Consider the following 23821-nt stretch of genomic DNA (forward strand, 5'->3'; position numbering starts at 1 on the left):
AGCCCTCGTGGGTGGCCGAGCCTCCTTTACCCCTCGCCAGCCACCCACGAGGTTCCACCACTCTCAGCAGCACACCGCGGCTGACCATCCAGACGCCGTCCCGAGGGGTTCGATTCACTGGCTACCGGCGATCCAGACCGAGGTGGTCGACAGAATCGCGTCGAACACCTGCCGCAGGATCGGCAGTGCCCCGGGTAGCAGGAGCAGCCCGCCGAGCACCAGAGCGGGAGCGATCACGGCGTTCTCCACCCAACCGCCGGTGCGGAAGCGGAGGGCTCGCGGCAGGCGGAGCTCGTACCAGGTCTCGCCGCGGATCGGGAGCGGGAAGAGCCACGGGCAGCCGGAGCGGGTGAGGCTGTCGCCGAGACAGTGGACGAACATGCCGAGGCCGACCGCCATCCCGATCCAGCCGCCGGTCTCGGTCAGACCGGCCTGGACGGCGTCGGCCGCCGTCGTCCCGGGGAGTGCCGTACCGGCGACCGACCAGCCCGCGGCGCCGAGCACTGCCAGGACGATCCAGTCGCCGAGCGCATCAGCGGCCAGGACCAGACCGGTGACGGCCACCGCGAGGACCGCCCACTTCCCGCGGTCGCCGAGACTGGCCGCGAGTACGCCGAGCAGGATCGCGGCAGCGAGGGTGTGCGTGGCGTGCCGGTGTTTCCCGGTGCTGTCCTCGTCCCGCGGCCCCTTGGTCACGCTGTAGAGGACACCGGAGAACGCGCGGACCACCGCCGAGACCGCCCGCGTCAGCGGTCCGAGCAACCGGGAGGCACTCGCGCCCGGATGGTCGAGATCCGGCACCAACGCGTACCCGGCGGTCGCCGCGGCGAACGGAACCACCTCCGCCACCGACGTCAGCCCGATCAGCGGTGCCACCGCCAGCCCCGCACACCATCCGGACAACGCGTGGGATCGCCCCATCATTCGGCGCCTCACTCCCTCCCTGCCGGCTCCCATCCTGTCAGCCGGACCCCACTGGTCACAGCAGCCACGCTGGCACCACCCCGCTTTGCATAATCATGCAGAGGGGTGCATACTTTTCCTGTGTCCAAGGTGCTTACGTCATTGCCGGTTGGTGAGCGGGTCGGGATCGCGTTCTCAGGAGGTCTCGACACGTCGGTCGCGGTCGCGTGGATGCGCGACAAAGGAGCGGTGCCCTGTACCTACACCGCCGATCTCGGTCAGGCCGACGAGCCCGACATCGCGTCGGTCCCGGGCCGCGCCACGGCGTACGGCGCCGAGATCACCCGGCTGGTCGACTGCCGGGCCGCGCTGGTCGAGGAGGGGCTGGCCGCGCTGGCCTGTGGCGCGTTCCACATCCGCTCGGCCGGACGCACGTACTTCAACACCACCCCGATCGGGCGGGCCGTGACCGGCACGCTGCTGGTCCGGGCGATGCTCGACGACGACGTCCAGATCTGGGGCGACGGGTCGACCTTCAAGGGCAACGACATCGAGCGGTTCTACCGCTACGGCCTGCTGGCCAACCCGCAGCTGCGGATCTACAAGCCGTGGCTGGACGCACAGTTCGTGCACGAGCTGGGTGGCCGCAAGGAGATGTCGGAGTGGCTGGTCGCCCACGACCTGCCCTACCGGGACAGCACCGAGAAGGCCTACTCCACCGACGCCAACATCTGGGGCGCGACCCACGAGGCGAAGACGCTGGAGCACCTCGACACCGGGCTCGAGACCGTCGACCCGATCATGGGTGTGAAGCACTGGGACCCGTCGGTGGTGATCGAGACCGAGGACGTCACGATCGGGTTCGAGCAGGGCCGGCCGGTGACGATCAACGGCAAGGAGTTCGGCTCCGCGGTCGACCTGGTGCTGGAGGCGAACGCGATCGGCGGCCGGCACGGCATGGGCATGTCGGACCAGATCGAGAACCGGGTGATCGAGGCCAAGAGCCGGGGCATCTACGAGGCGCCCGGGATGGCACTGCTGCACGCCGGGTACGAGCGGCTGGTCAACGCGATCCACAACGAGGACACGCTGGCCAGCTACCACAACGAGGGCCGCAAGCTCGGCCGGCTGATGTACGAGGGCCGCTGGCTGGACCCGCAGTCGCTGATGCTGCGGGAGTCCCTGCAGCGCTGGGTCGGTACGGCGGTGACCGGCCAGGTCACGCTGCGGCTCCGGCGCGGCGAGGACTACTCGATCCTGGACACCTCCGGCCCGTCGCTCAGCTACCACCCGGACAAGCTGTCGATGGAGCGGATCGAGGACTCGGCGTTCGGCCCGGTCGACCGGATCGGTCAGCTGACCATGCGGAACCTGGACATCGCCGACTCCCGCTCCAAGCTGGAGCAGTACGCGAGCCTGGGCATGTTCGGGACGTCGAACCCCGCGCTGGCGTCGTCCACCGACCTGATCGGCGCGATGCCGACCGGCGGCGCCGACGCGATCGCCTCCCGGGGCGAGGCCACCGAGGAGGACGAGCTCCTCGACCGGGCCGCGATGGAGTCCGGCACGGACTGATCCCCCTGAGTTCAGCGACCGGCCTTCAGGGGAGGCCGGGCGCTGTCAGGCGTCGAAGTCGAGGGTGACTTCGGGCGTGGTCGGGTGGGACTGGCAGGTGAGGACGTAGCCGGCGCGGATCTCGTCCGGCTCGAGGGCCCAGTTGGTGTCCATCCGCACGGAGCCGTCCAGGACCTTGGCCCGGCAGGTGCCGCAGACGCCGCCCTTGCAGGCGAACGGTGCGTCGCTGCGTACGGCGAGAGTCGCGTCCAGGACCGCCTTCGAGTGCTCGGCCAGGGCGAACGTCGAGCGCCGGCCATCCAGGATCACCGTGACCTGAGCCGCGTTCTCGTCGGCGGGAGCCTCCTCGACCGGAGCGGTCGGGGCCTCGTCGCCGACATGGAAGAGCTCGGCATGCACGTGCTCGCGTGCCACGCCCTCCCCCAGCAGCAATTCCTGAGCGCCGACGACCATCGCGTACGGCCCACACAGGAACCACTCGTCGACGGTCTCGAGCGGCAGGATCGTCGCGAACATCCGCTGCAACCGGTCCGCGTCGATGCGGCCGCTGAACAGCTCCACCTCGGTCGACTCCCGCGACAGCACGTGCACCAGGTGCAGGCGCTCGGCGTACCGGTCCTTGAGGTCGGCCAGCTCGTCGGCGAACATCACCGACCCGGCGGTCCGGTTGCCGTAGAGCAACGTGACCCGGCTGGACGGCTCGACCGCGAGGATCGTCGCGACGAGTGAGAGCACCGGCGTGATCCCGCTCCCCGCGGCGACGAAGGCGTAGTGCTTCACGTTCGCCGGGTCGAACGTCGTACCGAACCGGCCGAGCGGGGTCATCACCTCGAGCTCGTCGCCGACCTTCAGGTCGTGCGCGGCGTACGCCGAGAACTCGCCGCCCGGGATCCGCTTCACGCCGATCCGGAGTACGCCTGATCCCGCGGGCGAGCAGATCGAGTAACTCCGGCGGACATCGTCACCCGAACGGCGGATCGTCAGGTGCTGACCCGCGCTGAACTCGTACTCCCCCGCCAGCTCCGGCGGTACGGCGAACGTGATCGCCACCGAGTCGTCGGTGATCGCCTCGATCGCGGCCACCTTCAGCGGATGAAAGACCGCCCTCCGCCGGGGCGCCACAGTCGTCGTCATCACAACGCCTTGAAATGATCGAAGGGCTCACGGCAGGAGTTGCACCGCCAGAGCGACTTGCAGGAAGTGGAGCCGAAGCGGCTGAGCTCCGTGGTGTCGGGCGAGCCGCACAACGGGCACCGGATCGTCAACGACAGCAGGACGGGCCCACCCACAGCGCGACGACCGGTCGGCGGGGCGATGCCGTACTCGGTGAGCTTGGCCTTGCCCGCCTCACTCATCCACTCCGTCGTCCAGGCCGGCGACAGCACGGTCTCCACTCTCCCGTCCACGTGGAGGGCCTGAAGCGTCAGCTCGACCTCGTGGCGAATCACGTCCATCGCCGGACAGCCGGAGTACGTCGGGGTGATCGTCACGACCACCTCATCGCCGTCATGGCGGACGCCACGCAGCACTCCGAGGTCCGCGATCGTCAGCACCGGCACCTCCGGGTCGGCGACCTCACCGACCGCTTCGAGGATCGCCGTGTCCGTCACCATGTCGCCCCCGGATGCGAGCGAGCCACATGCTGCAGCTCGGCCAGCAGATACCCGAGGTGTTCCGTGTGACGACCAGTCCGACCACCCGTGTGCTGGTACGACGCCTCCGGCCGGCTGCACGTGGATTCGTCGATGACTGCCGTGACCCGACGCGTCCACTCGTCCTGAAACGTCGACGGGTCCACTGCGACCGGCAGACGACGTACCAGGTCGTCGGACTCGAAGAGCTCGGCGGTGTAAGGCCAGAGCGCGTCCAGACCGGCCTGCATGCGTCGGTGGCTCTCCTCGGTGCCGTCACCGAGTCGCAGCACCCACTGGGTCGCGTGGTCGACGTGGTACGCGACCTCCTTGACCGCCTTGCCCGCAACGCCGGACAGCGTCTCGTCCGCGGACTTCAGCAGCTCTTCGTAGAGCAACTGCTGGTACGTCGCGAAGTACAGCAGGCGGGCCATCGCATGGGCGAAGTCACCGTTGGGCAGCTCGCACAGCTGCGCGTTGAGGAAGTCACGCTCGTCGCGGAAGTAGGCGAGATCGTCCTCCGAGCGACCGGCCCCTTCGACGACTCCGGCGTACTGCAGCAGCGACCGGGCCTGGCCCAGCTGGTCCAGCCCGATGTTGCCGAGGGCAACGTCCTCCTCGAGCTGCGGGGCGGCCGCGATCCACTCGGCGGTGCGCTGCGCGGAGATCAGCGCGTCGTCACCGAGCCGGAGCGTGTAGACGAACAGGTCGTTCACAGGTGCTCGACGCCTTCCGGGACCTGGTAGAAGGTCGGGTGCCGGTAGACCTTGTCGGCGGCCGGGTCGAAGAACTCGTCCTTCTCGTCCGGACTGGACGCGGTGATGTCCGCGGCCCGCACCACCCAGATCGAGACACCTTCCTGGCGGCGGGTGTAGACGTCACGCGCGTTCCGCAGTGCCATCGTCGCGTCGGGCGCGTGCAGGCTGCCGACGTGCGTGTGCGACAACCCACGACGGGACCGCACGAACACCTCCCACAGCGGCTCGATCATGCTGCACTCTCCTTGCGAGCGGCTTGCTTGGCCGCGTAGGCGGCCGCGGCCTCACGAACCCATGCGCCGTCCTCGTGCGCCTTCACCCGATGCGCGAGCCGCTGCTGGTTGCACGGGCCGTTGCCCTTCACCACGTCGTACAGCTCGGTGTAGTCCGGCTCGGTGAAGCGGTAGTGCCCGGACTCCTCGTCGTAGGACAGGCCGTCGTCCGGAACGCGAATGCCGAGGACGTCGGCCTGCGGGACGGTCATGTCGACGAAGCGCTGGCGCAGCTCGTCGTTGCTGTGCCGCTTGATCCCCCACGCCATCGACTGCTCGGAGTGGGTGGACGCGGAGTCCGGCGGACCGAACATCATCAGCGAGGGCCACCACCAGCGGTCCAGCGCGTCCTGCGCCATCGCCTTCTGCGCCGGGGTGCCGTTGCACAGCGTGTACAGGATCTCGAACCCCTGCCGCTGGTGGAACGACTCCTCCTTGCAGACCCGGACCATCGCCCGCGCGTACGGCCCGTAGGAGCAGCGGCAGAGCGGGACCTGGTTCACGATCGCGGCGCCGTCGACGAGCCAGCCGATCGCGCCGATGTCGGCCCAGGTCAGGGTCGGGTAGTTGAAGATGCTGGAGTACTTCTGCCGGCCGCTGTGCAGCAGGTCGAGCAGGTCGGCCCGGTCCACGCCGAGGGTCTCGGCGGCGGCGTACAGGTACAGCCCGTGGCCGGCCTCGTCCTGCACCTTGGCCATCAGGATCGCCTTGCGGCGCAGCGACGGCGCGCGACTGATCCAGTTGCCCTCCGGCTGCATGCCGATGATCTCGGAGTGCGCGTGCTGCGCGATCTGCCGGATCAGGGTCTTGCGGTACCCCTCCGGCATCGCGTCCCGCGGCTCGATCCGGCCGTCGGCGTCGATGGTCGCCTGGAAGCTGTCCATGCCGGCCAGCATAGCCGAGATGTGACACCTTCTGTCCAGATCGCCGGGCAAGTGTCACAAAGTCGGACGGTGGTGCTAACCCCACCCCCGGAAGTGGTGGCAACGCGCTGGGGCCGGGACGCGCCCGCCGGGAGGATTCAGTTCAAGGCTTACACAGTTTTCCGAAAGGACTCCCCGTGACCACGCAGACCCTCCCGGCCGCCGACCATCGCGGACCGGTCACCGGCAAGGAACGCGCCCTCGCACCCGACCTGATCCGCGGCGCGATGCTGCTGCTGATCGGCCTGGCCAACAGCGCCAACTTCGCCTTCGCCGGCCAGCCCGGCGTCGAAAGCTCACCGCACGGCCTGGAACGCGTGCTGAACTTCCTCAAGCTCACCTTCGTGGACGCCCGGGCCTACCCGGTGTTCGCGGTGATGTTCGGCTACAGCCTGGTGCAGCTGGCCCGGCGGCAGCGGTCGTCCGGCGCGACCACCTGCGCCGTCCGGCGGATCCTGCTCAAACGCAACGCCTGGCTGATCGCCTTCGGCCTGGTCCACGCGACGCTGCTCTACTTCGGCGACTTCCTCGGCGCCTACGGCATCGTCGGCATCATCTGCACGCTGTTCCTGCTCAACCGCGGCGACAAGGTCCACCGGATCATCCTGGGGATCTGGGCCCTCGAGCTCATCTACGTCCTCGCCACCGCGGCCCGGTCCGTCATCGCCGTACTGAACAGCTCCGGCCCGGCACACGCACTCACCAACGACCCGAACCCGTCGCTGGCCGCCTCGTCGTACGGCGCCAGCATGATCGACCGCCTGCACGAGTACCCGATGCACACGGCCAGCGTGGTCGGCTTCATCATGGTCGTCTGGCTGGGCATCTGGGCCGCCCGCCAGCAGATCCTGGAGAACCCGGGCGCCCACAAGACTCTGCTGACCCGCGTCGCGGTCGTCGGGCTGGGCATCACCCTCCTCGGCGGACTGCCGCTCGCACTGGTCGGCGCCGGCTGGCTGCACGTCGACAAGTCCGCGGTCGATTCGTTGAGCTACCTGTCCCACCTGAGCGGGATGTTCGGCGGACCCGGGTACGTCGCTCTGCTCGGGCTACTGGCCGCACGCATCACCACACTCTCGCTGCCGATCAAGGCGATCTCGGCACTGGGTCAGCGATCCCTGTCGGGCTACCTGTTCCAGTCGGTCTCGTGGATGGTCCTACTGGCGCCCTTCACGCTGGACCTCCGCTTCGGCAGCACGGCATACACCGCCTTCCTCTGCGCGATCGCGGTGTGGATCGTCTCGGTGATCGGCGCTTACGCGATGAGCAGGCGCTCGTACCGTGGTCCGGCCGAGACCCTGCTGCGGCGGCTCGTCTACTGACTTGGGAGGATGGCGGGTATGAGTGACTTCGGCGTGCCGGAACCCGCCAACCTCTCCGATCTCTCTGGTGACACCCCGGTGGCGGAGACCAGCGTGAGGCTCGCGCTGCCGGCCGAGGCGAACGCGATCGGCGAGATCCAGGTCGCGGCCTGGCGGACGTCGTACGCCGGTCTGCTGCCGGCGGACGTGCTCGCCGATCTCAACCCGGCGCAGTTCGCGGCCCAGTGGCGGGCCGCACTGCTCGCACCGGGCGAGGCTCGCAACCGGGTGATGGTCGCGCTGGCCGGCCGGACACTGGTCGGGTTCGCCGCGATCACGGCGTCCGACGACCCGGACGCGGACCCGCAGCGGGACGCGTTGATCGCCGAGCTCGCCATCCAGCCGGAGGCCACCCGCGCCGGTCACGGCTCGCGGCTGCTGAACGCGGTCGTCGACACCATCCGCGCCGACGGGTTCAGCCGCGTGACGGTGTGGGTCAACTCCACGGACGACGTACTGCGCGCGTTCTACACCGAGGCCGGGTGGGCTCCCGACGGCGCACACCGCGAGCTGGACCTGTACGGCGACGAGTCGGTGCGGATCAAGCAGATCCGCCTCCACACCGATCCGGGTTCAGCTGACTGACCCTCAGCTGACTGACCTCAAGGCGAAGCGCCGGCGGTAGTCGCTCGGCGTCAGGCCGGTCCCGCGCTTCAGCTGGATCCGCAGGTTCGCCGCCGTCCCCAGGCCGCAGGTCCGGGCGATCGTCTCGAGCCTGACCTCGCCGCGTTCGAGCAGCCGGCAGGCGAGTGCCACCCGCTCGCCGGTCAGCCAGGCCAAGGGCGTCGTACCCAACTCGGCCTGGAACCGGCGGTGCAGCGTCGCCTGACTCACCGCGGCGTACGACGCGATGTCCGCGACCGTCAGCGGACTTCCGAGCCGCCCCCGCGCCCACTCCAGCAAAGGCGCCAGCGACGTGTCCCCGACCACCGGGACCGGCTGGTCGATGAACTGCCGCTGCCCGCCGTCGCGATGCGCCGTGAACACCAGGCGCCGGCTGACCGCGTTCGCCACCTCGGCGCCATGGTCGCGCCGGATCAGGTGCAGGCCGAGGTCGAGCGCCGCCGCACTCCCGGCCGCGGTCAGAACGTTGCCATCGTCAACGAACAGCACATCCGGCTGCAGCTCCACCTGTGGGTACATCTGCCGGAACAGATCGGCCCATCGCCAGTGCGTCGTCGCCCTCCGCCCGTCCAGCACCCCGGCCGCCGCCAGCGTGAACGACCCCGTGCAGAAGCTCACCAAGCGCGCTCCCCGGTCGGCGGCCCGCCGTACGACATCGAGTACGGCGGCCGACGGCGGCACCTCGGGATCGGGACGGTTCGGCACGATCAGCGTGTCCGCCCGCTCCGCCTCATCGAGCCCGCCGACGCCGGTCAGCGTGAAGAAGCCGGAGCTCATGCGGACCGCGGGGTCCGGCGTACACAGAGTGAACTCGTACCACTCCCGGTCCAGCTCCGGCCGGCGCAGGCCGAACAACTCGGTCGCGACGCCGAGCTCGAACGGGTTCGAGCCGTGGTCGACGAGGACGGCGACGCGGTGCGAGGATTCTTTCGGCATCTGCCATTTCTAGCACTCACGCCTTCGCGATGCACCCGGCAAGACTGGATGCATGAGCCTTGAACCGACCGATCTGCACGCCGTGCTGAAGACCTTCGACGACCTCTGGAGCCCGCGGATCGCCGCGCGCATCAACGACTACGACGTCCGCGTCACCAAGGTGGCCGGCTCGTACATCTGGCATGTGCACGACACCACCGATGAGTTCTTCCTGGTCCTCGACGGCGAACTGAGCATCGCCCTCCGCGACCCGGACGAACGGGTCGTGTCCCTGTCCCCCGGGCAGGTGTTCGTCGTCCCGCGCGGCATTTACCACCGGCCGTTCTCCGACGCCGGCGCCTCGATCGTGGTCATCGAACCGGCCGGCATCCCCACCACCGGCGACCGGCACGACCCGATCCCCGACCACATCAGCACCCACACCGGCCTCGAGGTCTGACCGGACAACCCCCGCGGATGGCACTCTTGCCCGCATGACGCAGGTAGAGGTGAACGACGTCGGGGACATGGTGCTCACCGAGGCGGCGGCGATGCGCGCACTGGCCGATCCGGTGCGGCTCGCGCTGATGGATCGGCTGACGCGGCACGGTACGGCGACCGTCGCCGAACTGGCCGCCCACCTCGGGATCGACGCCGAACCGGCCCATGCGCATGTCGAGCAGCTCGTCGAGGTGGGACTGGTCGTGCCGGACGGCGACGGCTGGCGGGCCGTGGGCCGCGGGATCTACTTCGAGGTGCCCGAGTCCGGTCCCGAGGAGGTCCAGGTCGCGGCCCGGGAGCTGGCCAACGCGATGTTGCTCGGCTACGAGAAGACGCCGCGCGACTGGGTGGAGAACACCGAGCCGCAACTCGAGCTGGACTGGGCCCGGGCGGCCGGTCTGTTCAACGCCGGACTGTCGGTGACGGCGGACGAGCTGAACACCATCCAGGCCGACCTCGAGATCCTGCTCAAGCCCTACCTGAACCGCACCGAGCCCCCGGCCGACAGCCGGCGGGTCCGCATCCTCGCGTACTTCCTGCCCGGCCTGACTCCATAGCATCCAGCGGATCGGCGACGAGCCGGGGGTGGTGCTCGACCGTCGCAGGCACCCATGACAGATTGCAACGGTCCGATTACGCAAGGCCATCCGCTGGAGTCTGCATGAAGTACCTCACCCTGACCGTCGGTCTAGGGCTGCTCCGATCATCACCCGCCGTCGCGAGCAGGTGCTCGGTGGAGTGCATCGGCGTGCTGGAGAGGAGGTTTCGATGCGGAGCATCGTGACCTTCTCTCCAGTGCGGCGAGGCGCCCACCGAGCGCCGCGCAGTAGGCGGGTGATGATCGGAGCAGCCCTCGGTCTTTCCGTTGCTGCTGTTCTCGTCGTGCCGGGGTCTGGTGCGACCGCCTCGATGCAACAGGCGACTGTGGTCGACCGGGCGCATCCGGTGGCCAACAAGTACCTGAAGCAGAGACCGGCGTGGACGCAGTGCGGGGACAGGGAGCTGCGGACGTACTGCGCCAAGATCACCGCACCGCGCGACTGGGCGAACCAGTACTCCGGCAACGACATCCAGATCGCGGTCAGCAAGGTCGCGCCGGCCAAGGGCAGGCCGAGCCGGGTCGTGTTCGGCAACCCGGGCGGACCGGGTGGCGCCGGGCTCGGCATGGCGCCGTACCTGGCCAGTCAGTCGGCGCTGGCCAAGGACCACCTCGCCGTCGGGTTCGACCCGCGCGGCACCGGTGACAGCACTAACGTGACGTGCGAGGGCTCGCCCGGCTACTCGATGGACGCGCGCGACCGGGACCCGTGGAACCTCGACCTGATCGCCGAGGCCTCCCGGCTGAGCCAGCCGTACTGCGACCGCGTGTCCCGCGGCCTGCTCCCCTACGTGAACACCGCGCAGACCGTGCAGGACATGGACCTGATCCGGCAGCTGCTCGGCTTCGACAAGATCGACTACGTCGGGTACTCCGGTGGGACCTGGCTCGGGGCGTACTACCAGACCTACTTCCCGCAGCACGTCGGACGCTTCGTGCTGGACTCGAACACCGACTTCACGCAGCCCTGGATCACCACCTTCACCGCCCAGCCGCAGGCGTTCGAGCGCCGGTTCCGCGAGGACTTCGCGCCGTGGGCGGCGAAGTACGACGACCAGCTGCACCTCGGCCGGTCACCGTCCGCAGTCATCCGGACCTACGAGCGGTTGCGGGCGGCGCTGAAAAGGCAGCCGGCGGTCGAGGAGTTCCTGGACGGCTCGGTGAAGGTCAGCTACGACCAGAACACCCTGGACAACATCGTCTCCGGGGATATGTATACAAAGCTCGACTTCTATTCGCTGGCAATCGATCTGGCATTCCTCCGCGACCTTTCCGCGACCCAGACAAAGGGCGGTGCCCAGGCCGCGCAACGCAAGGTGGACGCGCTGTCGCCGGCCCGCCAGCACGAGCTGGTCCAGCGCGCGAACCGGGGCACGGTCGGCCTGCGCCAACTCGGCCGGCTCGTCGGGGACGACGCCGAGAGCGCGACGTTCACCGCGGTCACCTGCAACGACACACCTTGGCCACAAGGACGCGAGTACGGCGAGCAGCTGGCCGGCCGGCTCGGGCCGCACTACCCGTTGCTCGGCTGGACGATGAGCGAGAACCCGTGCTTCTACTGGGACCGCCCCAACCTGACCATGCCGACGCCGACCGGCCAGGGATTGCCGACCACGTTGATGGTGCAGTCGGTGCACGACCCGGCGACGAACTACGGACTCGCCGTCGCGGCCCACCAGCGGTACGCCGGATCGCGTCTGCTCACCGTCACCCGCGAGGGCGACCACGGGGTCTACGGCGGCGTGAACAAGTGCGCGGACAAGATCATCAACACCTTCCTCACCACCGGGACCGCGCCGGCCAAGGACACCAGCTGCGCCGGCGAGGGCATCCCGGCTCCGAGCATGCCGGCGCCGGAGCTCGAGGAGGGCACCGGGAACGGGTACGCCGAGGGCACGCCGCTGCGCCGGATCGCGGGATTCACAAAGGCCGTCTCGGGATATCTGCACTGACCGCCGAGCGAACGCTTGAACCGACCGAAATCCCGGTGAATTTCCACCGATTTCCCCCTACGCTCGGGCAGATTCTGATCACCGACGGCGAAAATCCGCTCGGGCTTTCGTTGTCAGGACAAATTTGTCAGGGGGATGTCAGGGTTCCGTCCCTGTGCGACACAGCGTGATTTCGACAACCTTGAGTCAGCGCGGAGGAACCGGGCGTCGACTGGGAGGGCTCGACGACGGTGACCATCGCCGACGTGGCTTGGCCGGCTGTGAGGTGGGGGGACTGCCTGGGGGGTCAGACAGAGACACAGCCGGTCGGGTCACGCATTCTCGGGCCCGCGCTTCCAGATCCCTCGCGGGGTACCGTCGATCCCCCAGGTCGTGGTGCTCCGCGAGGCACCTTGAACCGATCAGCAGCCCTGGTGGACTGCTGATCGGATCTTTTTGTGCGTCGGCTAGAGCCGGCCGCCGGTGCGGTTCGGGTTGTGACTCGAAGCCGGTGGCGGGTAGCCATCGGCAACTGCCGCCAGCGGAGCCGCTCTCCCGGCCGACCAGGCCGTGCGGAAGGCTCTCCGCTCGAGCGCCGCTTCCACCGCCGCCCGAGTGGCCTGACAGTCGGCCTTCTCGATCTCCGGCACCGGTGCGCCGATGACCTCCCGGACGCCGTCCGCGGCACCCAGCAGGAAGGCCGCGTACTCGGTCCGGCCGCGCTGCTGGGCGACGGCGGCGAGCTCCTCGAGCACACTGGCCGACCGCCACCGATCACCCAGATCACGATGCTCGGCCAGGCTCTCGTCCAGCAGATGGACGGCGCGCTCGGTCAGCCCGCGACGACGTTCCACGATGCCGAGCTGGTTCAGCGACCAGGCCACACCTTCGCGGTAGCCGAGTCGCTGCGACAACGCCAGGCTCTCCTGCAGGAGATCCTCGGCCTCGACCAGCTCCCCGCCGTACTGCGCGATCGTGCCGAGGCTGATCAGCGACCAGGCCAGCCCTTCGCCGTCACCGATCACCCGGAAGCTGTCCCGCGCTCGCCCGCAGCGCCGCGCACCGATCTCGAGATCGCCGCGCAGCCAGGCCACGAATCCCAGGTGGTTGTGTGCCCACGCCATCCCGGACCGGTCGCCGAGGCTCTCGTACAGGTCGTAGCTCTCGCAGTACAGGTCTTCCGCGGCCGAGTAGTCACCACGCTCCCGCGCGACACCACCGAGCCGCTGCAGCACGAGCGCCGTACCAGCGACGTCCTCGAGCTCCTTGTACTGCCTCAGCGCGGTCTGCAGCCGTACGGACGCGGCGTCGTACTCGCACTGCAGGAATGCGAGCATCCCGGCGCCCAGGTTGGCCTTCGCACACGCAGCGGACAGACCGTCGATCTCTTCGGCCGGCACCGAGTCCCCGAGGGCCAGGGCGCGTTCCAGCCATTGACTGCCCTCCGCATAGTGCCCGCGCAGGTAGCAGAACAGCCAGAGGCCGCCGGACAGTCGCAGTGCCTCGCTGACCGACCTGGTCCGCAACGCCCACGCCATGGCGGAGCGCATGTTGTACAGCTCGCCGTCCAGCCGTTCGAGCCAGTCCGCCTGGTTCGGACCGCGCAGCTCGCCCTCGGCCTGCTCGGCCAGGCTGATGTAGTACTGCGCGTGCCGGTTGGCGGCCTCCTCCGACTTCCCGGCCGCCATCAGCCGGTCGGCGGCGAACTCCCGGATCACCGCGAGCATGTAGTACCGCGCGACGCCGTGCCGGCGGGTCACCCGGATCAGCGACTTGTCCACCAGCCGGCCGGTGAGGTCGAGCGCCTCGGCCCGCTCCAACGGACCCGGCGCCGCCTGGCCTGACATCACCGTCGCGGCCGCGCTCAGCGTCCAGCCACCGACGAACACCGAGAGGTGCGCGAACACGTCCCGCTCGGCCGGCGTGAGCAGGGCGTGGCTCCACTCGATCGCGCCGTACATGGACTGCTGCCGGGGTGACGCCGTCCGGGAGCCGCCGGCCAGGATGCCGAACGACGTCTCCAGCTCGGTCGCCAGCTCCTCGATCGTCATCACGTTCGTCCGGGCCGCGGCCAGCTCGATCGCGAGCGGCATGCCTTCCAGCCGCCGGACCACCCGGGCCACCTGGTCGATCTGCCCGGTCGGGTCGTAGCCGCGGGCGGTCGCCCGCTCGACGAACAACCGGATCGCGGCCGACGACTCCAGCTGGTCCTCGTCGTGCGGCAGCCCGAGCGCGGGCACGACGTACACGCTCTCGCCCGGGACCCGGAGGAGCTCGCGGCTGGAGGCGAGGATCGAGAGGTTCGGGCAGTACTCCAGGAGGGCGGCGGAGATCTGGCCGACGGTCGCGACGACGTGCGAGCAGTTGTCGAAGACCAGCAGCATCTGGCTGCGGCCGATCTGCTCGGCGATCTCCTCGACCAGCCGGGTGCTCTCCAGCAGGTGCAGGCCGGTCGAGGCCGCGACGGCGGGCAGGACGGCGGCCGGGTCGTTCAGCGAGGCCAGGGGCACCCAGCAGACACCGTCCTGGAAGCTGTCCACGAGTTCACTGCTCACCGCCATGGTGAGACGCGTCTTGCCCACACCACCGGGCCCGGTCAGCGTCAGCAGGCGAGTGATGCGCTGCCCGAGCAGGCGTTTGGTGGCGGTCAGCTCGGTCGTGCGGCCGATGAGCTGGTTCGGCGGGGCGGGTGGCTGGCGCATCGGCGGCCGCGCGCTCTCGGACTCGCGGCGAGCTGCCGCGGTGAGCTGCGCCCGGCCCGGGTCATCGAGCCGGAGCGCGTCCGCGAGCAGGCGCAGGGTGTGTGCGCGCGGCGCGCGCCGACGACCCCGCTCCAACGCCGCGATCGCGTCGACACTCAAGCCGGCGAGTTCGGCCAACCCCTCCTGCGACAGCCCGGCCTCACGCCGGTGCCGGCGCAGCAGGCCACCGAAACCCGCCCCCTGCACGTCGTCCGAGCCGCGGCGAGACCCGTCTGATGGCACAGGACGGCTCCACCCAGTCTCCGACCCCTATGTGGCGGCTGCCACATAGCCTTGCCCTGAAACTATCCCGTTTCGCCCTGTGTTGTCAGTTACCTCAGTGTGGTTCACAGCCAACTCCCAGATAACTCGCAGCCACTCAGCCCGCCGGATTGTCGTGGTGGGCGATCGCGGTCCGCATCGTCGCGCGGGCCCTCCGCCGGTCCCCGGCCGCGTCGTAGGCGGTCGACAACCGGAACCAGACCCGCCAGTCGTCGGGCGCCGCTTCCGCCTCTTCCTTGTACTTGACGAAGGCAGCGTCGGCCGCGGCCCGGTCGATCCGGCCGGACGGGCGGCGCGGAAGATCGTCCACCGGCAGCCCGCCGGCCGCCTCCAGTTCGTGAGCCAGCGCCTCGGTCCGGCGGCCGAACTGTAGCTCGCGCCAGACCAGGTACGCCCCGAGCACCGGGATCACCAGGACCGCGATCCCGAGCACGACCGCGACCGGATCGCCGGTCCCGATCAGCAACACCCCACGCCACCCGAGCAGTACGGCGTACGCGACGAAGACAACCGCCAGCACCATCGCCGCACGCTTCGCGGTCATGTCAGGCGAGGTCCATGAAGTGCTCGAGGCCGACGGTCAGGCCGGGCGTGTCGACGATCCGGCGGACGCCGAGCAGGACGCCGGCCATGAACGAGACCCGCGCCATCGAGTCGTGCCGGATCGTCAGCGTCTCCCCCTCGTCACCGAACAGGACCTCCTGGTGCGCGACCAGGCCGCGCAGCCGGACCCCGTGCACCCGGATCCCGTCGACCTCCGCACCTCGCGCGCCGTCCAGCGCGGTGGTGGTCGCGTCCGGGATCGGGCCGGCCCCGGCCTCCCGGCGGGCGGCGGCGACCAGTTCCGCCGTACGGCGGGCTGTCCCGGACGGAGCGTCCACCTTGTCCGGGTGGTGCAGCTCGACGATCTCGACGGACTCGTAGTACCGCGCGGCTTTGGCGGCGAACTGCATCATCAGGACGGCACCGATGGAGAAGTTCGGCGCGATCAGTACGCCGGTGCCCGGGCTGGCGTCCAGCTGCGAGCGCAGCGTGGCCAGCCGCTCGTCGTCGAAGCCGGTGGTGCCGACGACGGCGTGGATGCCGTGCTCGATGCACCAGGCCAGGTTGTCCATCACCACCTCGGGGCGGGTGAAGTCCACCACCACCTGCGCACCGGCCTCGGTCAGCTGCTCGAGCTTGTCGCCCTGGTCGAGCCGGGCAACCAGCTCGCAGTCGGCGGACTCCTCCACGGCGAGGCACGTCTGAGCGCCCATCTTGCCCTTGGCCCCCAGCACACCGACCTTGATCATGCGCACCCTTCCGATTGGAGATCGAGGGCACCAGGATCTCATCCGGTCAGGGGGTCTTCGTCGGCCCCTCGCCCGCGGGCACCCAGACCTGGACGTCCATCGTCTGCTGCTTCGGCGCGAGCAGCCGGTAGTCGGCCTGGAAGTCCAGCCCGCAGGCCTGCAGCGCGGTGGTCTCGACGTCGGAGATCTGCCGGTTGAGGATGATGACCGGCGGGCGGTCCGGGGGCCACGGCCGGCCGTCCCGGCAGACCTCCTCGATCCCGGCCGCGGTCCGGGCCCGCTCCTTCGGCGCGACCCACGCCTCGCCGAGCGGCTTGCCCTGCAGCATCAGCACCAGGCCGGCCATCTTGTCGAAGGCGAGGATCGGCCGGCCGGGGGTTCCGGTGTACGGCTTGAGCCGGGTCGCCAGCTCGGTGAAGTTGCTCTCGGCGGCGGGCAGCAGATAGAGCCCTTTCAACGCCGGTTGGGTCGCCGGCGCGGTCAGCTCCGCATGCCCGACCGATCGGTACGGGTAGCGGAACAGACCGGTGTAGGCGATCGAGGTCGCCGCCACCAGCGATGCCACGGTGACGATCCCCACCGTCACGCGGGCCAGGACCGGCGTCGCCCAGATGCCGGTCACCACCGCGATCATCACCGCGGCCCAGGCGGCGAACGCGTTGAAGCCGATCGTGTAGAGCGGCGTGTTCGTCCCGAACGCCTGGATCATCGGCAGCACCACGAGCAGCCCGAGGATCACCCAGCCACGCACGTTCTCACAGCTCAGCAGCGAGCGATCCGTCACTCCGACCCGCCCGGCGACGACCGCGACGGCGGCCGCCACTACAGCGACCAGTACGGCGGCCAGCAGCGTGACCGCGTAGTCCGCGGTGTGCTGTGATCCACCGAGTGCGGCACCGTCGACAATCACCCGTCGTACCGACAGGACGAGGGCGACCAGCGCGAGCGCGGCGGCGGCGAAGCGCACCCAGCGCCAGCGGCCGATCACCGCGACGGCGACCGCGATCAGCAGGAGCCCGTGAGCGCGCAGCGTCCGTCCGAGCAGGTCCAGACCACTGCTCCAGTAGAAGTGCAGCAGTTCCGTCGGCGAGTACGACGTTCCCGCGATGAACCTGTTCACGGTCAGGATCCCCGGCACCGCGACGTTCAGCCGGACCACGAACAACTGCACGGCCAGCGCCGCCAGCCCCAGCCCGCCGACGGCGAAAAGGATGCCCCGGGCAACGGTCCGCAGGCCCTGACCGGCCAGGACGACGACCGCGGTGACCACGATCAGGCCGATCACCACGACCGAGGTCCACTTCGCCAGCACCATCACACCGATGACGAGACCGGCCGCGAGCGGCAGCCAGAACGGCACCGGCCGGCCGCGATCGACCGCTGTCGCCATCCACAGCACGCACGACACCAGCGTCAGCGCACCGAGCAGAACGACATCGTTGTAACCGGGTGACTGCGGCAACCAGCTGTAACACATCCCGCCGGCCGCCAGGATGACCGCCATCCCGGCCAGCTCCCACAGTTTCGTCGGCGCCGCCCCGGGCCGCCGGCCGCGCAGCCAGCGCATGAAGCTGAACCCGAAGAGCAGATGGACGACGACCACCGTCAGCAGCCGGAACAACCGCAACCGGACGATGTCGTACCCGAGCCACTCGAACACCGGGCCGTACAGGTACTGCACTCCGGTCAGCGCCAGCGGATTGCTGTCCCACCACCGGTAGGAGAGCAGATAGTAGCCCTCGTCGGTGATGTCGAAACCCTCGTTGGCGGCCCGTCCGGCGGTCAGGATCCACCACGCCGACAGCCCGCCCGCGACCACGATGACCCCGATCAGCAGCACGAACTGCCTGTTCTTCGGGGTCATCGGGATTGCACTCACGGCGGCAACCCTAGGCCATCACTCCACAGCCGACCCTGTCCAGGCTGGCGTGTAGGCGGCCTGGGCATCCTCCGCGAAGTGACAGGAAACGGTCTGGCCGGACGGGATCTCGCGCAACTGCGGCTCCTCGCTGCCGCAGCGGGATTCCGCCCGCAGGCAGCGCGTGTGGAACCGGCAACCGGACGGCGGCATCACCGGCGACGGCGGGTCACCGGCCAGCACGATCCGCTTCCGGCCCTGCCTGGCCAGGCCCGGCTCGGCGGACAGCAGCGCCTGCGTGTACGGGTGCGCGGGTACGTCGTACACCTGCTGGTGCTCGCCCAGTTCGGCGACCTTGCCCAGGTACATCACCGCGACCCGGTCCGCGACGTGCCGGACCACGGACAGGTCGTGGGCGACGAAGATGATGCTGAGACCAAGCTCACGCTGCAAGCGCATGAGGAGGTTCACGACCTGGGCCTGGACGGACAGGTCCAGCGCGGACACCGGCTCGTCGCACAGCAGCACATCCGGGTTCAATGCGATCGCCCGCGCGATCCCGATCCGCTGACGCTGGCCGCCGGAGAACTGGTGCGGGAACTTCGTCTCGTCCTCGGCGCGCAGTCCGACCAGCTCGAGCAGCTCGCGCACCCGGGACCGGTGGTCCGTACCCCTGGAGACGTCCGGGTGGACCTCCAGCGGCTCGGCCACGATCTCGCCGACCCGCATCCGCGGGTTCAGGCTCGAGTACGGGTCCTGGAACACCACCTGCACGTTGCGACGCCAGCGCCGCAGCTCCCGGGCCTTCAGCTTGCTCACGTCGACACCGCCGTACGACAGCTGCCCGGCCGTCGGTTTCTCCAGCGCGGCCAGCAACCGGACCAGCGTGGACTTCCCGCAGCCGGACTCGCCGACGATGCCGAGCGACTCGCCCTTGCGCAGTGTCAGGTCGACGCCGTCGACCGCCCGGACCAGCGTCTTCGTGCCGAAGCTGAGCGCCGGGCTGATGTCGTAGTGCTTGACCAGATTCGTTGCCACCAGCAACTCTTCGGCCATCAGACCGCCTCTCGTTCCGCGATCGACGTCCGCCGGAGGCACGCGGCATCCCGCCCCGGACCGACAGTCAGCAGTGGGGGCACCTCGTGGGCGCAGTCGTCGATCGCGTGCGGGCACCGGGTCCGGAACGCGCACCCGGACGGGATCGCCCGCAGCGACGGCGGCGTACCGGGGATGGTCGGCAGCTCCTGACCCTTCAGGTCCGCCGACGGCATCGAGCCCAGAAGCCCTTCGGTATAAGGATGAACGGGGTACTCCAGGGCCTCCGCGGTGGACGCCCGCTCGACCACGTGGCCGGCGTACATCACGACCACGTTGTCCGCGACGTCCGACACCACGCCGAGGTCGTGGGTGATCAGAACCACCCCCATGTGCCGCTCGGCCTGCAGTTCCGCGATCAGCTCCAGGATCTGCGCCTGCACGGTGACGTCGAGGGCCGTGGTCGGCTCGTCCGCGATCAGTACGTCGGGATCGAGAGCGAGCGCCATCGCCAGCATCACCCGCTGCCGCATCCCGCCGGAGAACTCGTGCGGGAAGTCGCGCACCCGCTTCGCGGCGGCCGGGATCCGGACCTGGTCGAGCATCTCCGCGGCCCGCTTCAGCGCGTCCCGCTTGGACATCCCGCGGTGCACCCGGTAGCACTCGGCGATCTGGGTGCCGACCGACTGGACCGGGTTGAGCGCCGACAGCGAGTCCTGGAACACCATGGTGATCCGGTCGCCGACGATCTTGCGCCGTTCCTTCACGGTCATCCCGATCAGGTCCGCACCGCGGTACTCCGCCGTACCCGAGACGATCCGGCCCGGCGGCATCTCCAGGATCCCGGTCAGCGCCTGGGTCGACACGCTCTTGCCCGACCCCGACTCCCCCAGGATCGCCAGCGTCTCCCCGGCCCGCACCTGCCACGACACCCCGTCCACGGCCCGCACCGGGCCGCGCGGCGTCTCGAACTCGACGGTCAGGTCGTCGACCTTGAGCAGTACTTCACCAGTGTTTTTCGTCATCGGAGCAACTTCGGGTCGAGGGCGTCCCGGATCGAGTCGCCGATGATCATGAACGAGATCGTCATCGTGGAGATGAACAACGCCGGCCAGATGAACAGGTGCGGCGTATCGCGGTACGACGCCGCGACGCCAAACTGCGATCCCCACGAGATGGACGGCGGTTGCAGCCCGACGCCGAGGAAGGTCAGCGCGGCCTCCAGGCCGACCATGCCGCCGATGCCCAGGGTGGTCATCGCCAGCAGCGGCGCCATCGCGTTCGGGAACACGTGTTTGCGCAGGATCCGCACCGGCGGTACGCCGATCGACCGGGCCGCCAGCACGTACTCGCGGTTGCGGACCGAGAACACCGTGGCCCGCATCAACCGCATGCCGCCCGGCCAGCCGATCAGCAGGATGACGCCGACGATGATCCAGATGCTGCGGTTCGGGACCGAGTTCAGGATCACGATCAGCACCACGATGCCCGGTACCGCGAACAGCACGTCGGCGGTCCGGGAGATCAGGCCGTCGACGAAGCCCGGGAAGTAGCCGGCCAGCAACCCGAACGTCCCGGCCAGCAGGAACACGCCGAAACTCGCGCAGATGCTGACCAGCACGGACGGGCGGGCGCCGTAGATCACGTTGGCGAAGTAGTCGCAGCCCTGGATGTCGAACCCGAACGGGTGTCCCGGGCTCCGGCTCTGCCGGCTCTTCGCCAACTCGCAGAAGCGCGGATCGGCGGACGTGAAGAGCTTCGGCACCGCGGCCATCAGGAAGAACAGCACCAGCAACAGGCTGCAGCCGACGAACTGCGGCTTGCGCAGCAGCGCCCGCAGCAGCTCCCGGTTCGACAGCGTGCGGCCGTCGCCGAGCTCCTGGGCTTCGGCACCGACAACAGCTTGGATCTCAGACATTGCGCACCCTCGGATCCAGGACGCCGTACAGGAGGTCGACCAGCAGGTTGATCACGATGAACGAGATGAACGCCAGCGTCGACAGCAGCACCACGACGCCACCCTCCTTCAGCTTGATGGCCTGGAACATGAACTGGCCGAGCCCGGGCAGGTTGAAGATGCTCTCGGTGATGATCGCCCCGCCGAACATCCCGGCCAGGTCGATCCCGATGAAGGTGACGATCGGGAGCAGCGCGTTCGGCAGGATGTGCGCCCACAGCACCCGCTGCTCCCCCAGTCCCTTCGCCCGGGCGGTCTTCACGAAGTCGGCGTTCACCGTCTCCACGATCGACGTCCGCATCAGCCGGGCCAGACCGGCGAACCCGAGGACGCCGATCACCAGCGCGGGCAGCAGGTACGAGCGCGGGAACCCTTCCAGCACGCCCGACACCGGGAACCACTTCAGCTCGACGCCGAAGAGGTACTGCGCGGCGAAGTACGCCACCAGCCCCGGCACCGCGAGCAGCACCAGTGTTGCCAGCAGCAACGACTTGTCGATCAGCCCGTTCCGCTTGAAGCCGGCGTAGATCCCGAAGAACAGCCCCAGCGTCCACTGGAACGCGTTCGCCAGCAGGGTCAGCTTCAGCGTCACCGGGATCCGCAGCCGGAGCTGGTCGGCGATGTCCGCGCCCGCGAACGTGGTCCCGAAATGGCCGGTGAGGATGTCCTTCATGCTCAGCAGGTACTGGATGATGAACGGATCGTCGAGGTGGAACTGGGCCCGCTTGGCCGCCAGCACGGCGGCCGGGATCGGCTTGTCGCCGGCCAGTTCCCGCAGGGGGTCTCCGGGCATCGCGAAGACGAGCGCGAAGACCCCCAGCGTGACGATCAGCCCGATCGGGACCGCCGCCAGCACGCGGCGCAGGACGAACCGGATCACTTGAACGTCGCGTAGAGCGCCGACACCCCGACGTACTTCGACACCCTGGGCTCGATCTTGTCCGAGTGCAGGTAGGCGTTCGACTTGGTGTACAGCGGGATCAGCGGCATGTCCTCGAGCGCGATGTCCTCGGCCTGCTGGTACAGCTTGATTGCCTTGTCCTGGTCCGGCTCGGCGTCGCCCTTGGCCAGGATCGCGTCCAGCGCCGGGTTGTTGTAGCCGGCGAAGTTCGCGTCACCGTTGGACTTGAACATCGGGGTCAGGTAGTCCTCGATCGACGGGTAGTCGTGACCCCAGCCGCCGAACCGCAGACCGTCCAGCTTGCGGGTGTCGGCCAGCTCGGTGATCTCGGAGCCCTGCTTGCCGGTGTACTTCACGGTCAGGCCGAGGTTCTGCCGCAGCATGTTGCCGATCGCCTCGGCGAAGATCTGACCGGTCGCGGAGGTGGTGCTGTAGCTGATGTTGACCGTGCCGGAGAAGCCGCCGGCCTCCTGCAGCAGCTGCTTGGCCTTGGTCGCGTCGAAATCGCAGTACTTGCAGGCGTTGTCGCGGTAGCCGGCGATGTCCGGCGCGATCAGGCCCTTGGCCGGCTCGGACAGGCCGACCAGGTCGGCGAACGCCTTCCGGTCGATCGCCTCAGAGAACGCGTGCCGCAGCTTCGGGTTCTTGTAGCGCGGGTCCCAGGCCGGGAAGACCAGGTAGTTCGCGCCGGAGCTGACACTGGTCACCCACTTGTCCGGGGCGTCGGTCTTGAAGCTCTGCACCTTGGTCGACGGCACGTCGGTGAAGTCCACGTTGCCGGCCAGGAACTCGTTGTACGCCGTGTCCGCGTTCGGGATGAACCGGTAGGTGATCGAGTCCGCCTCGGGCGCGTTCGGGCCCTTGTAGCCGTCCCACTTCGCCAGCTTGATGTCGTCACCGGCGTTCCAGTCGGCGGCCAGCTTGTACGGGCCGTTGCCGATCGGCTTGCGCTTGTACGCGTCCGGGTTCTTCCGCACCTCCTCCGGCAGCGGGGCCAGGCCGAGGTACTGCAGGGTCAGGCCGAACTGCGAGAACGGCACCTTGAGCTTGACCGTGAAGGTCAGGTCGTCGACCTGCTTCAGGCCGCTCAGCGTCTTCACCGCGGTCGGCTTCGGGGTGGCACCGTCCGCCGTCGGCGGGTTCAGCGCCTCGTACCCCTCGACCTTGGAGAAGAAGCCATTGTTCTTCCAGGCGTTCGAGCCCTGCGCGGTCATGTTCCAGCTGTCCACGTAGTCCTTCGCGGTCAGTGGCTGGCCGTTCTGGAACGTGTTGCCGGGCTTGAGCTTGATCGTCCAGGTCTGGCTGGTCTTGTCCGGCGTGACCGAGTCGGCCATCACGTTCTCGAGCTTGCCCGAGTTCGGGTCGGTGGTGACCAGCGGGGCGAACATCGCCATCGCGACCTGGATCCCCGGACTGCCGTTCTCGTTCAGCGGGTTGATGTACTCCAGCGGGTCGGCGGCGATCGCGATCACCTCGCTCTTCGCACCACCGCCGGAGCTACCTCCGGACTTCCCGTCACCACAGGAGGCGAGCACCAGTGCGAGACCGAGTGCCACCCCCACAACCCCAGTCAGACGTCGCACAGTCAAACCAACTTCCTCGGCGGGAGGGCCGCTAGGCGGGCGGATCAAGCGTCATCGTGGCTGGTCGAAACTGCGCATGTCAACGTTGTCAGGCACAAAGCGGCGGCGCGTAACGTGAGCGTTACTTTCCTAAGACCTCAGACGACCAGCCAGCGATGCGGCAGAACCGGCCTACCTTAA

General features: G+C 69.0%; 22 protein-coding genes. 6 read left to right on the forward strand and 16 right to left on the reverse strand.

Annotated features, from left to right (window positions below; genetic code table 11):
• Window positions 1–114: 114 nt before the first annotated feature.
• Window positions 115–924: a metal-dependent hydrolase gene (locus ACZ6O0_RS19070; protein ID WP_465766234.1), complete on the reverse strand. Its 810-nt coding sequence runs from the start codon at window positions 922–924 to the stop codon at window positions 115–117.
• A gap of 120 nt (window positions 925–1044) precedes the next feature.
• Here ACZ6O0_RS19070 and argG point away from each other — a divergent pair, with 120 nt between their 5' ends.
• Complete coding sequence (argG, locus tag ACZ6O0_RS19075; protein ID WP_465766235.1) at window positions 1045–2478, forward strand: argininosuccinate synthase; 1434 nt, start codon at window positions 1045–1047, stop codon at window positions 2476–2478.
• A 45-nt stretch (window positions 2479–2523) separates the two neighbouring features.
• Here the strand turns inward: argG and paaE are convergent, their stop codons facing one another.
• From paaE to paaA, 5 genes are read right to left on the reverse strand one after another with little or no spacing between them, the layout of a single operon-like run.
• Window positions 2524–3612 carry a 1,2-phenylacetyl-CoA epoxidase subunit PaaE gene (gene paaE, locus ACZ6O0_RS19080; protein ID WP_465766236.1) on the reverse strand — a complete coding sequence of 363 codons (1089 nt, stop codon included), beginning with the start codon at window positions 3610–3612 and terminating at the stop codon, window positions 2524–2526.
• Window positions 3612–4091: a 1,2-phenylacetyl-CoA epoxidase subunit PaaD gene (gene paaD / locus ACZ6O0_RS19085; RefSeq protein WP_465766237.1), complete on the reverse strand. Its 480-nt coding sequence runs from the start codon at window positions 4089–4091 to the stop codon at window positions 3612–3614. Before paaD ends, paaE begins: the two co-directional genes overlap by 1 nt.
• Entirely contained in the window at window positions 4085–4825 is a 741-nt protein-coding gene (paaC, locus tag ACZ6O0_RS19090) for a 1,2-phenylacetyl-CoA epoxidase subunit PaaC (protein ID WP_465766238.1), read from the reverse strand. Before paaC ends, paaD begins: the two co-directional genes overlap by 7 nt.
• Entirely contained in the window at window positions 4822–5100 is a 279-nt protein-coding gene (gene paaB / locus ACZ6O0_RS19095) for a 1,2-phenylacetyl-CoA epoxidase subunit PaaB (protein WP_465766239.1), read from the reverse strand. The genes paaC and paaB overlap by 4 nt, the downstream gene beginning before the upstream one ends.
• Window positions 5097–6023, reverse strand: a complete 927-nt coding sequence (gene paaA, locus ACZ6O0_RS19100; RefSeq protein WP_465766240.1) for a 1,2-phenylacetyl-CoA epoxidase subunit PaaA — start codon at window positions 6021–6023, stop codon at window positions 5097–5099. The genes paaB and paaA overlap by 4 nt, the downstream gene beginning before the upstream one ends.
• Before the next feature lie 176 nt (window positions 6024–6199).
• Here paaA and ACZ6O0_RS19105 point away from each other — a divergent pair, with 176 nt between their 5' ends.
• Both ACZ6O0_RS19105 and ACZ6O0_RS19110 read left to right on the forward strand, forming a co-directional pair.
• The gene (locus tag ACZ6O0_RS19105; RefSeq protein WP_465766241.1) at window positions 6200–7384 is read left to right on the forward strand and encodes a DUF418 domain-containing protein; all 1185 of its coding nucleotides are present in this window, start codon (window positions 6200–6202) and stop codon (window positions 7382–7384) included.
• Between the two features lie 18 nt (window positions 7385–7402).
• Window positions 7403–8008, forward strand: a complete 606-nt coding sequence (locus tag ACZ6O0_RS19110) for a GNAT family N-acetyltransferase (RefSeq protein WP_465766242.1) — start codon at window positions 7403–7405, stop codon at window positions 8006–8008.
• 3 nt (window positions 8009–8011) lie between these two features.
• On the opposite strand, the gene ACZ6O0_RS19115 is transcribed toward ACZ6O0_RS19110, so the two are convergent.
• Window positions 8012–8983: a GlxA family transcriptional regulator gene (locus tag ACZ6O0_RS19115; RefSeq protein WP_465766243.1), complete on the reverse strand. Its 972-nt coding sequence runs from the start codon at window positions 8981–8983 to the stop codon at window positions 8012–8014.
• 52 nt (window positions 8984–9035) lie between these two features.
• Here ACZ6O0_RS19115 and ACZ6O0_RS19120 point away from each other — a divergent pair, with 52 nt between their 5' ends.
• From ACZ6O0_RS19120 to ACZ6O0_RS19130, 3 genes are all read left to right on the forward strand, one after another.
• Window positions 9036–9422, forward strand: coding sequence for a cupin domain-containing protein (locus tag ACZ6O0_RS19120; protein WP_465766244.1), 387 nt, complete (start codon window positions 9036–9038; stop codon window positions 9420–9422).
• A gap of 34 nt (window positions 9423–9456) precedes the next feature.
• A complete protein-coding gene (locus tag ACZ6O0_RS19125; protein ID WP_465766245.1) occupies window positions 9457–10020 on the forward strand; it encodes a winged helix-turn-helix domain-containing protein in 564 nt (187 codons plus the stop codon).
• Window positions 10021–10231: 211 nt separating this feature from the next.
• Window positions 10232–12013: an alpha/beta hydrolase gene (locus tag ACZ6O0_RS19130; protein WP_465766246.1), complete on the forward strand. Its 1782-nt coding sequence runs from the start codon at window positions 10232–10234 to the stop codon at window positions 12011–12013.
• 446 nt (window positions 12014–12459) lie between these two features.
• Here ACZ6O0_RS19130 and ACZ6O0_RS19135 read toward each other — a convergent pair whose 3' ends face one another.
• The 9 genes from ACZ6O0_RS19135 to ACZ6O0_RS19175 form a co-directional block, all read right to left on the reverse strand.
• Complete coding sequence (locus ACZ6O0_RS19135; RefSeq protein ID WP_465766247.1) at window positions 12460–14976, reverse strand: ATP-binding protein; 2517 nt, start codon at window positions 14974–14976, stop codon at window positions 12460–12462.
• Window positions 14977–15112: 136 nt separating this feature from the next.
• Window positions 15113–15559 (reverse strand): hypothetical protein, encoded by a 447-nt coding sequence (locus tag ACZ6O0_RS19140; RefSeq protein ID WP_465766248.1) that lies wholly within the window; start codon window positions 15557–15559, stop codon window positions 15113–15115.
• Window position 15560: 1 nt separating this feature from the next.
• Window positions 15561–16307: a 4-hydroxy-tetrahydrodipicolinate reductase gene (gene dapB, locus ACZ6O0_RS19145; RefSeq protein ID WP_465766433.1), complete on the reverse strand. Its 747-nt coding sequence runs from the start codon at window positions 16305–16307 to the stop codon at window positions 15561–15563.
• A 46-nt stretch (window positions 16308–16353) separates the two neighbouring features.
• On the reverse strand, window positions 16354–18186 hold the full coding sequence (locus tag ACZ6O0_RS19150; RefSeq protein WP_465766249.1) for a hypothetical protein: 1833 nt from the start codon (window positions 18184–18186) through the stop codon (window positions 16354–16356).
• 18 nt (window positions 18187–18204) lie between these two features.
• Entirely contained in the window at window positions 18205–19221 is a 1017-nt protein-coding gene (locus tag ACZ6O0_RS19155) for an ABC transporter ATP-binding protein (protein WP_465766250.1), read from the reverse strand.
• Entirely contained in the window at window positions 19221–20225 is a 1005-nt protein-coding gene (locus ACZ6O0_RS19160; protein WP_465766251.1) for an ABC transporter ATP-binding protein, read from the reverse strand. The genes ACZ6O0_RS19155 and ACZ6O0_RS19160 overlap by 1 nt, the downstream gene beginning before the upstream one ends.
• On the reverse strand, window positions 20222–21118 hold the full coding sequence (locus tag ACZ6O0_RS19165; protein ID WP_465766252.1) for an ABC transporter permease: 897 nt from the start codon (window positions 21116–21118) through the stop codon (window positions 20222–20224). The genes ACZ6O0_RS19160 and ACZ6O0_RS19165 overlap by 4 nt, the downstream gene beginning before the upstream one ends.
• A complete protein-coding gene (locus tag ACZ6O0_RS19170) occupies window positions 21111–22037 on the reverse strand; it encodes an ABC transporter permease (protein ID WP_465766253.1) in 927 nt (308 codons plus the stop codon). Before ACZ6O0_RS19170 ends, ACZ6O0_RS19165 begins: the two co-directional genes overlap by 8 nt.
• Window positions 22034–23614 (reverse strand): peptide ABC transporter substrate-binding protein, encoded by a 1581-nt coding sequence (locus tag ACZ6O0_RS19175; protein WP_465766254.1) that lies wholly within the window; start codon window positions 23612–23614, stop codon window positions 22034–22036. The genes ACZ6O0_RS19170 and ACZ6O0_RS19175 overlap by 4 nt, the downstream gene beginning before the upstream one ends.
• Window positions 23615–23821: the final 207 nt, after the last annotated feature.

This window comes from Kribbella sp. NPDC048837 (assembly GCF_055586945.1).

Coding starts and splice junctions, on each gene's coding strand:
- paaD (WP_465766237.1), bottom strand. CDS start 4,091: ATGGTGACGGACACGGCGATCCTCGAAGCGGTCGGTGAGGTCGCCGAC.
- ACZ6O0_RS19165 (WP_465766252.1), bottom strand. CDS start 21,118: ATGTCTGAGATCCAAGCTGTTGTCGGTGCCGAAGCCCAGGAGCTCGGC.
- ACZ6O0_RS19140 (WP_465766248.1), bottom strand. CDS start 15,559: ATGACCGCGAAGCGTGCGGCGATGGTGCTGGCGGTTGTCTTCGTCGCG.
- paaE (WP_465766236.1), bottom strand. CDS start 3,612: ATGACGACGACTGTGGCGCCCCGGCGGAGGGCGGTCTTTCATCCGCTG.
- paaB (WP_465766239.1), bottom strand. CDS start 5,100: ATGATCGAGCCGCTGTGGGAGGTGTTCGTGCGGTCCCGTCGTGGGTTG.
- ACZ6O0_RS19070 (WP_465766234.1), bottom strand. CDS start 924: ATGATGGGGCGATCCCACGCGTTGTCCGGATGGTGTGCGGGGCTGGCG.
- ACZ6O0_RS19130 (WP_465766246.1), top strand. CDS start 10,232: ATGCGGAGCATCGTGACCTTCTCTCCAGTGCGGCGAGGCGCCCACCGA.
- paaA (WP_465766240.1), bottom strand. CDS start 6,023: ATGGACAGCTTCCAGGCGACCATCGACGCCGACGGCCGGATCGAGCCG.
- ACZ6O0_RS19125 (WP_465766245.1), top strand. CDS start 9,457: ATGACGCAGGTAGAGGTGAACGACGTCGGGGACATGGTGCTCACCGAG.
- ACZ6O0_RS19115 (WP_465766243.1), bottom strand. CDS start 8,983: ATGCCGAAAGAATCCTCGCACCGCGTCGCCGTCCTCGTCGACCACGGC.
- dapB (WP_465766433.1), bottom strand. CDS start 16,307: ATGATCAAGGTCGGTGTGCTGGGGGCCAAGGGCAAGATGGGCGCTCAG.
- ACZ6O0_RS19160 (WP_465766251.1), bottom strand. CDS start 20,225: ATGACGAAAAACACTGGTGAAGTACTGCTCAAGGTCGACGACCTGACC.
- ACZ6O0_RS19155 (WP_465766250.1), bottom strand. CDS start 19,221: ATGGCCGAAGAGTTGCTGGTGGCAACGAATCTGGTCAAGCACTACGAC.
- ACZ6O0_RS19120 (WP_465766244.1), top strand. CDS start 9,036: ATGAGCCTTGAACCGACCGATCTGCACGCCGTGCTGAAGACCTTCGAC.
- ACZ6O0_RS19110 (WP_465766242.1), top strand. CDS start 7,403: ATGAGTGACTTCGGCGTGCCGGAACCCGCCAACCTCTCCGATCTCTCT.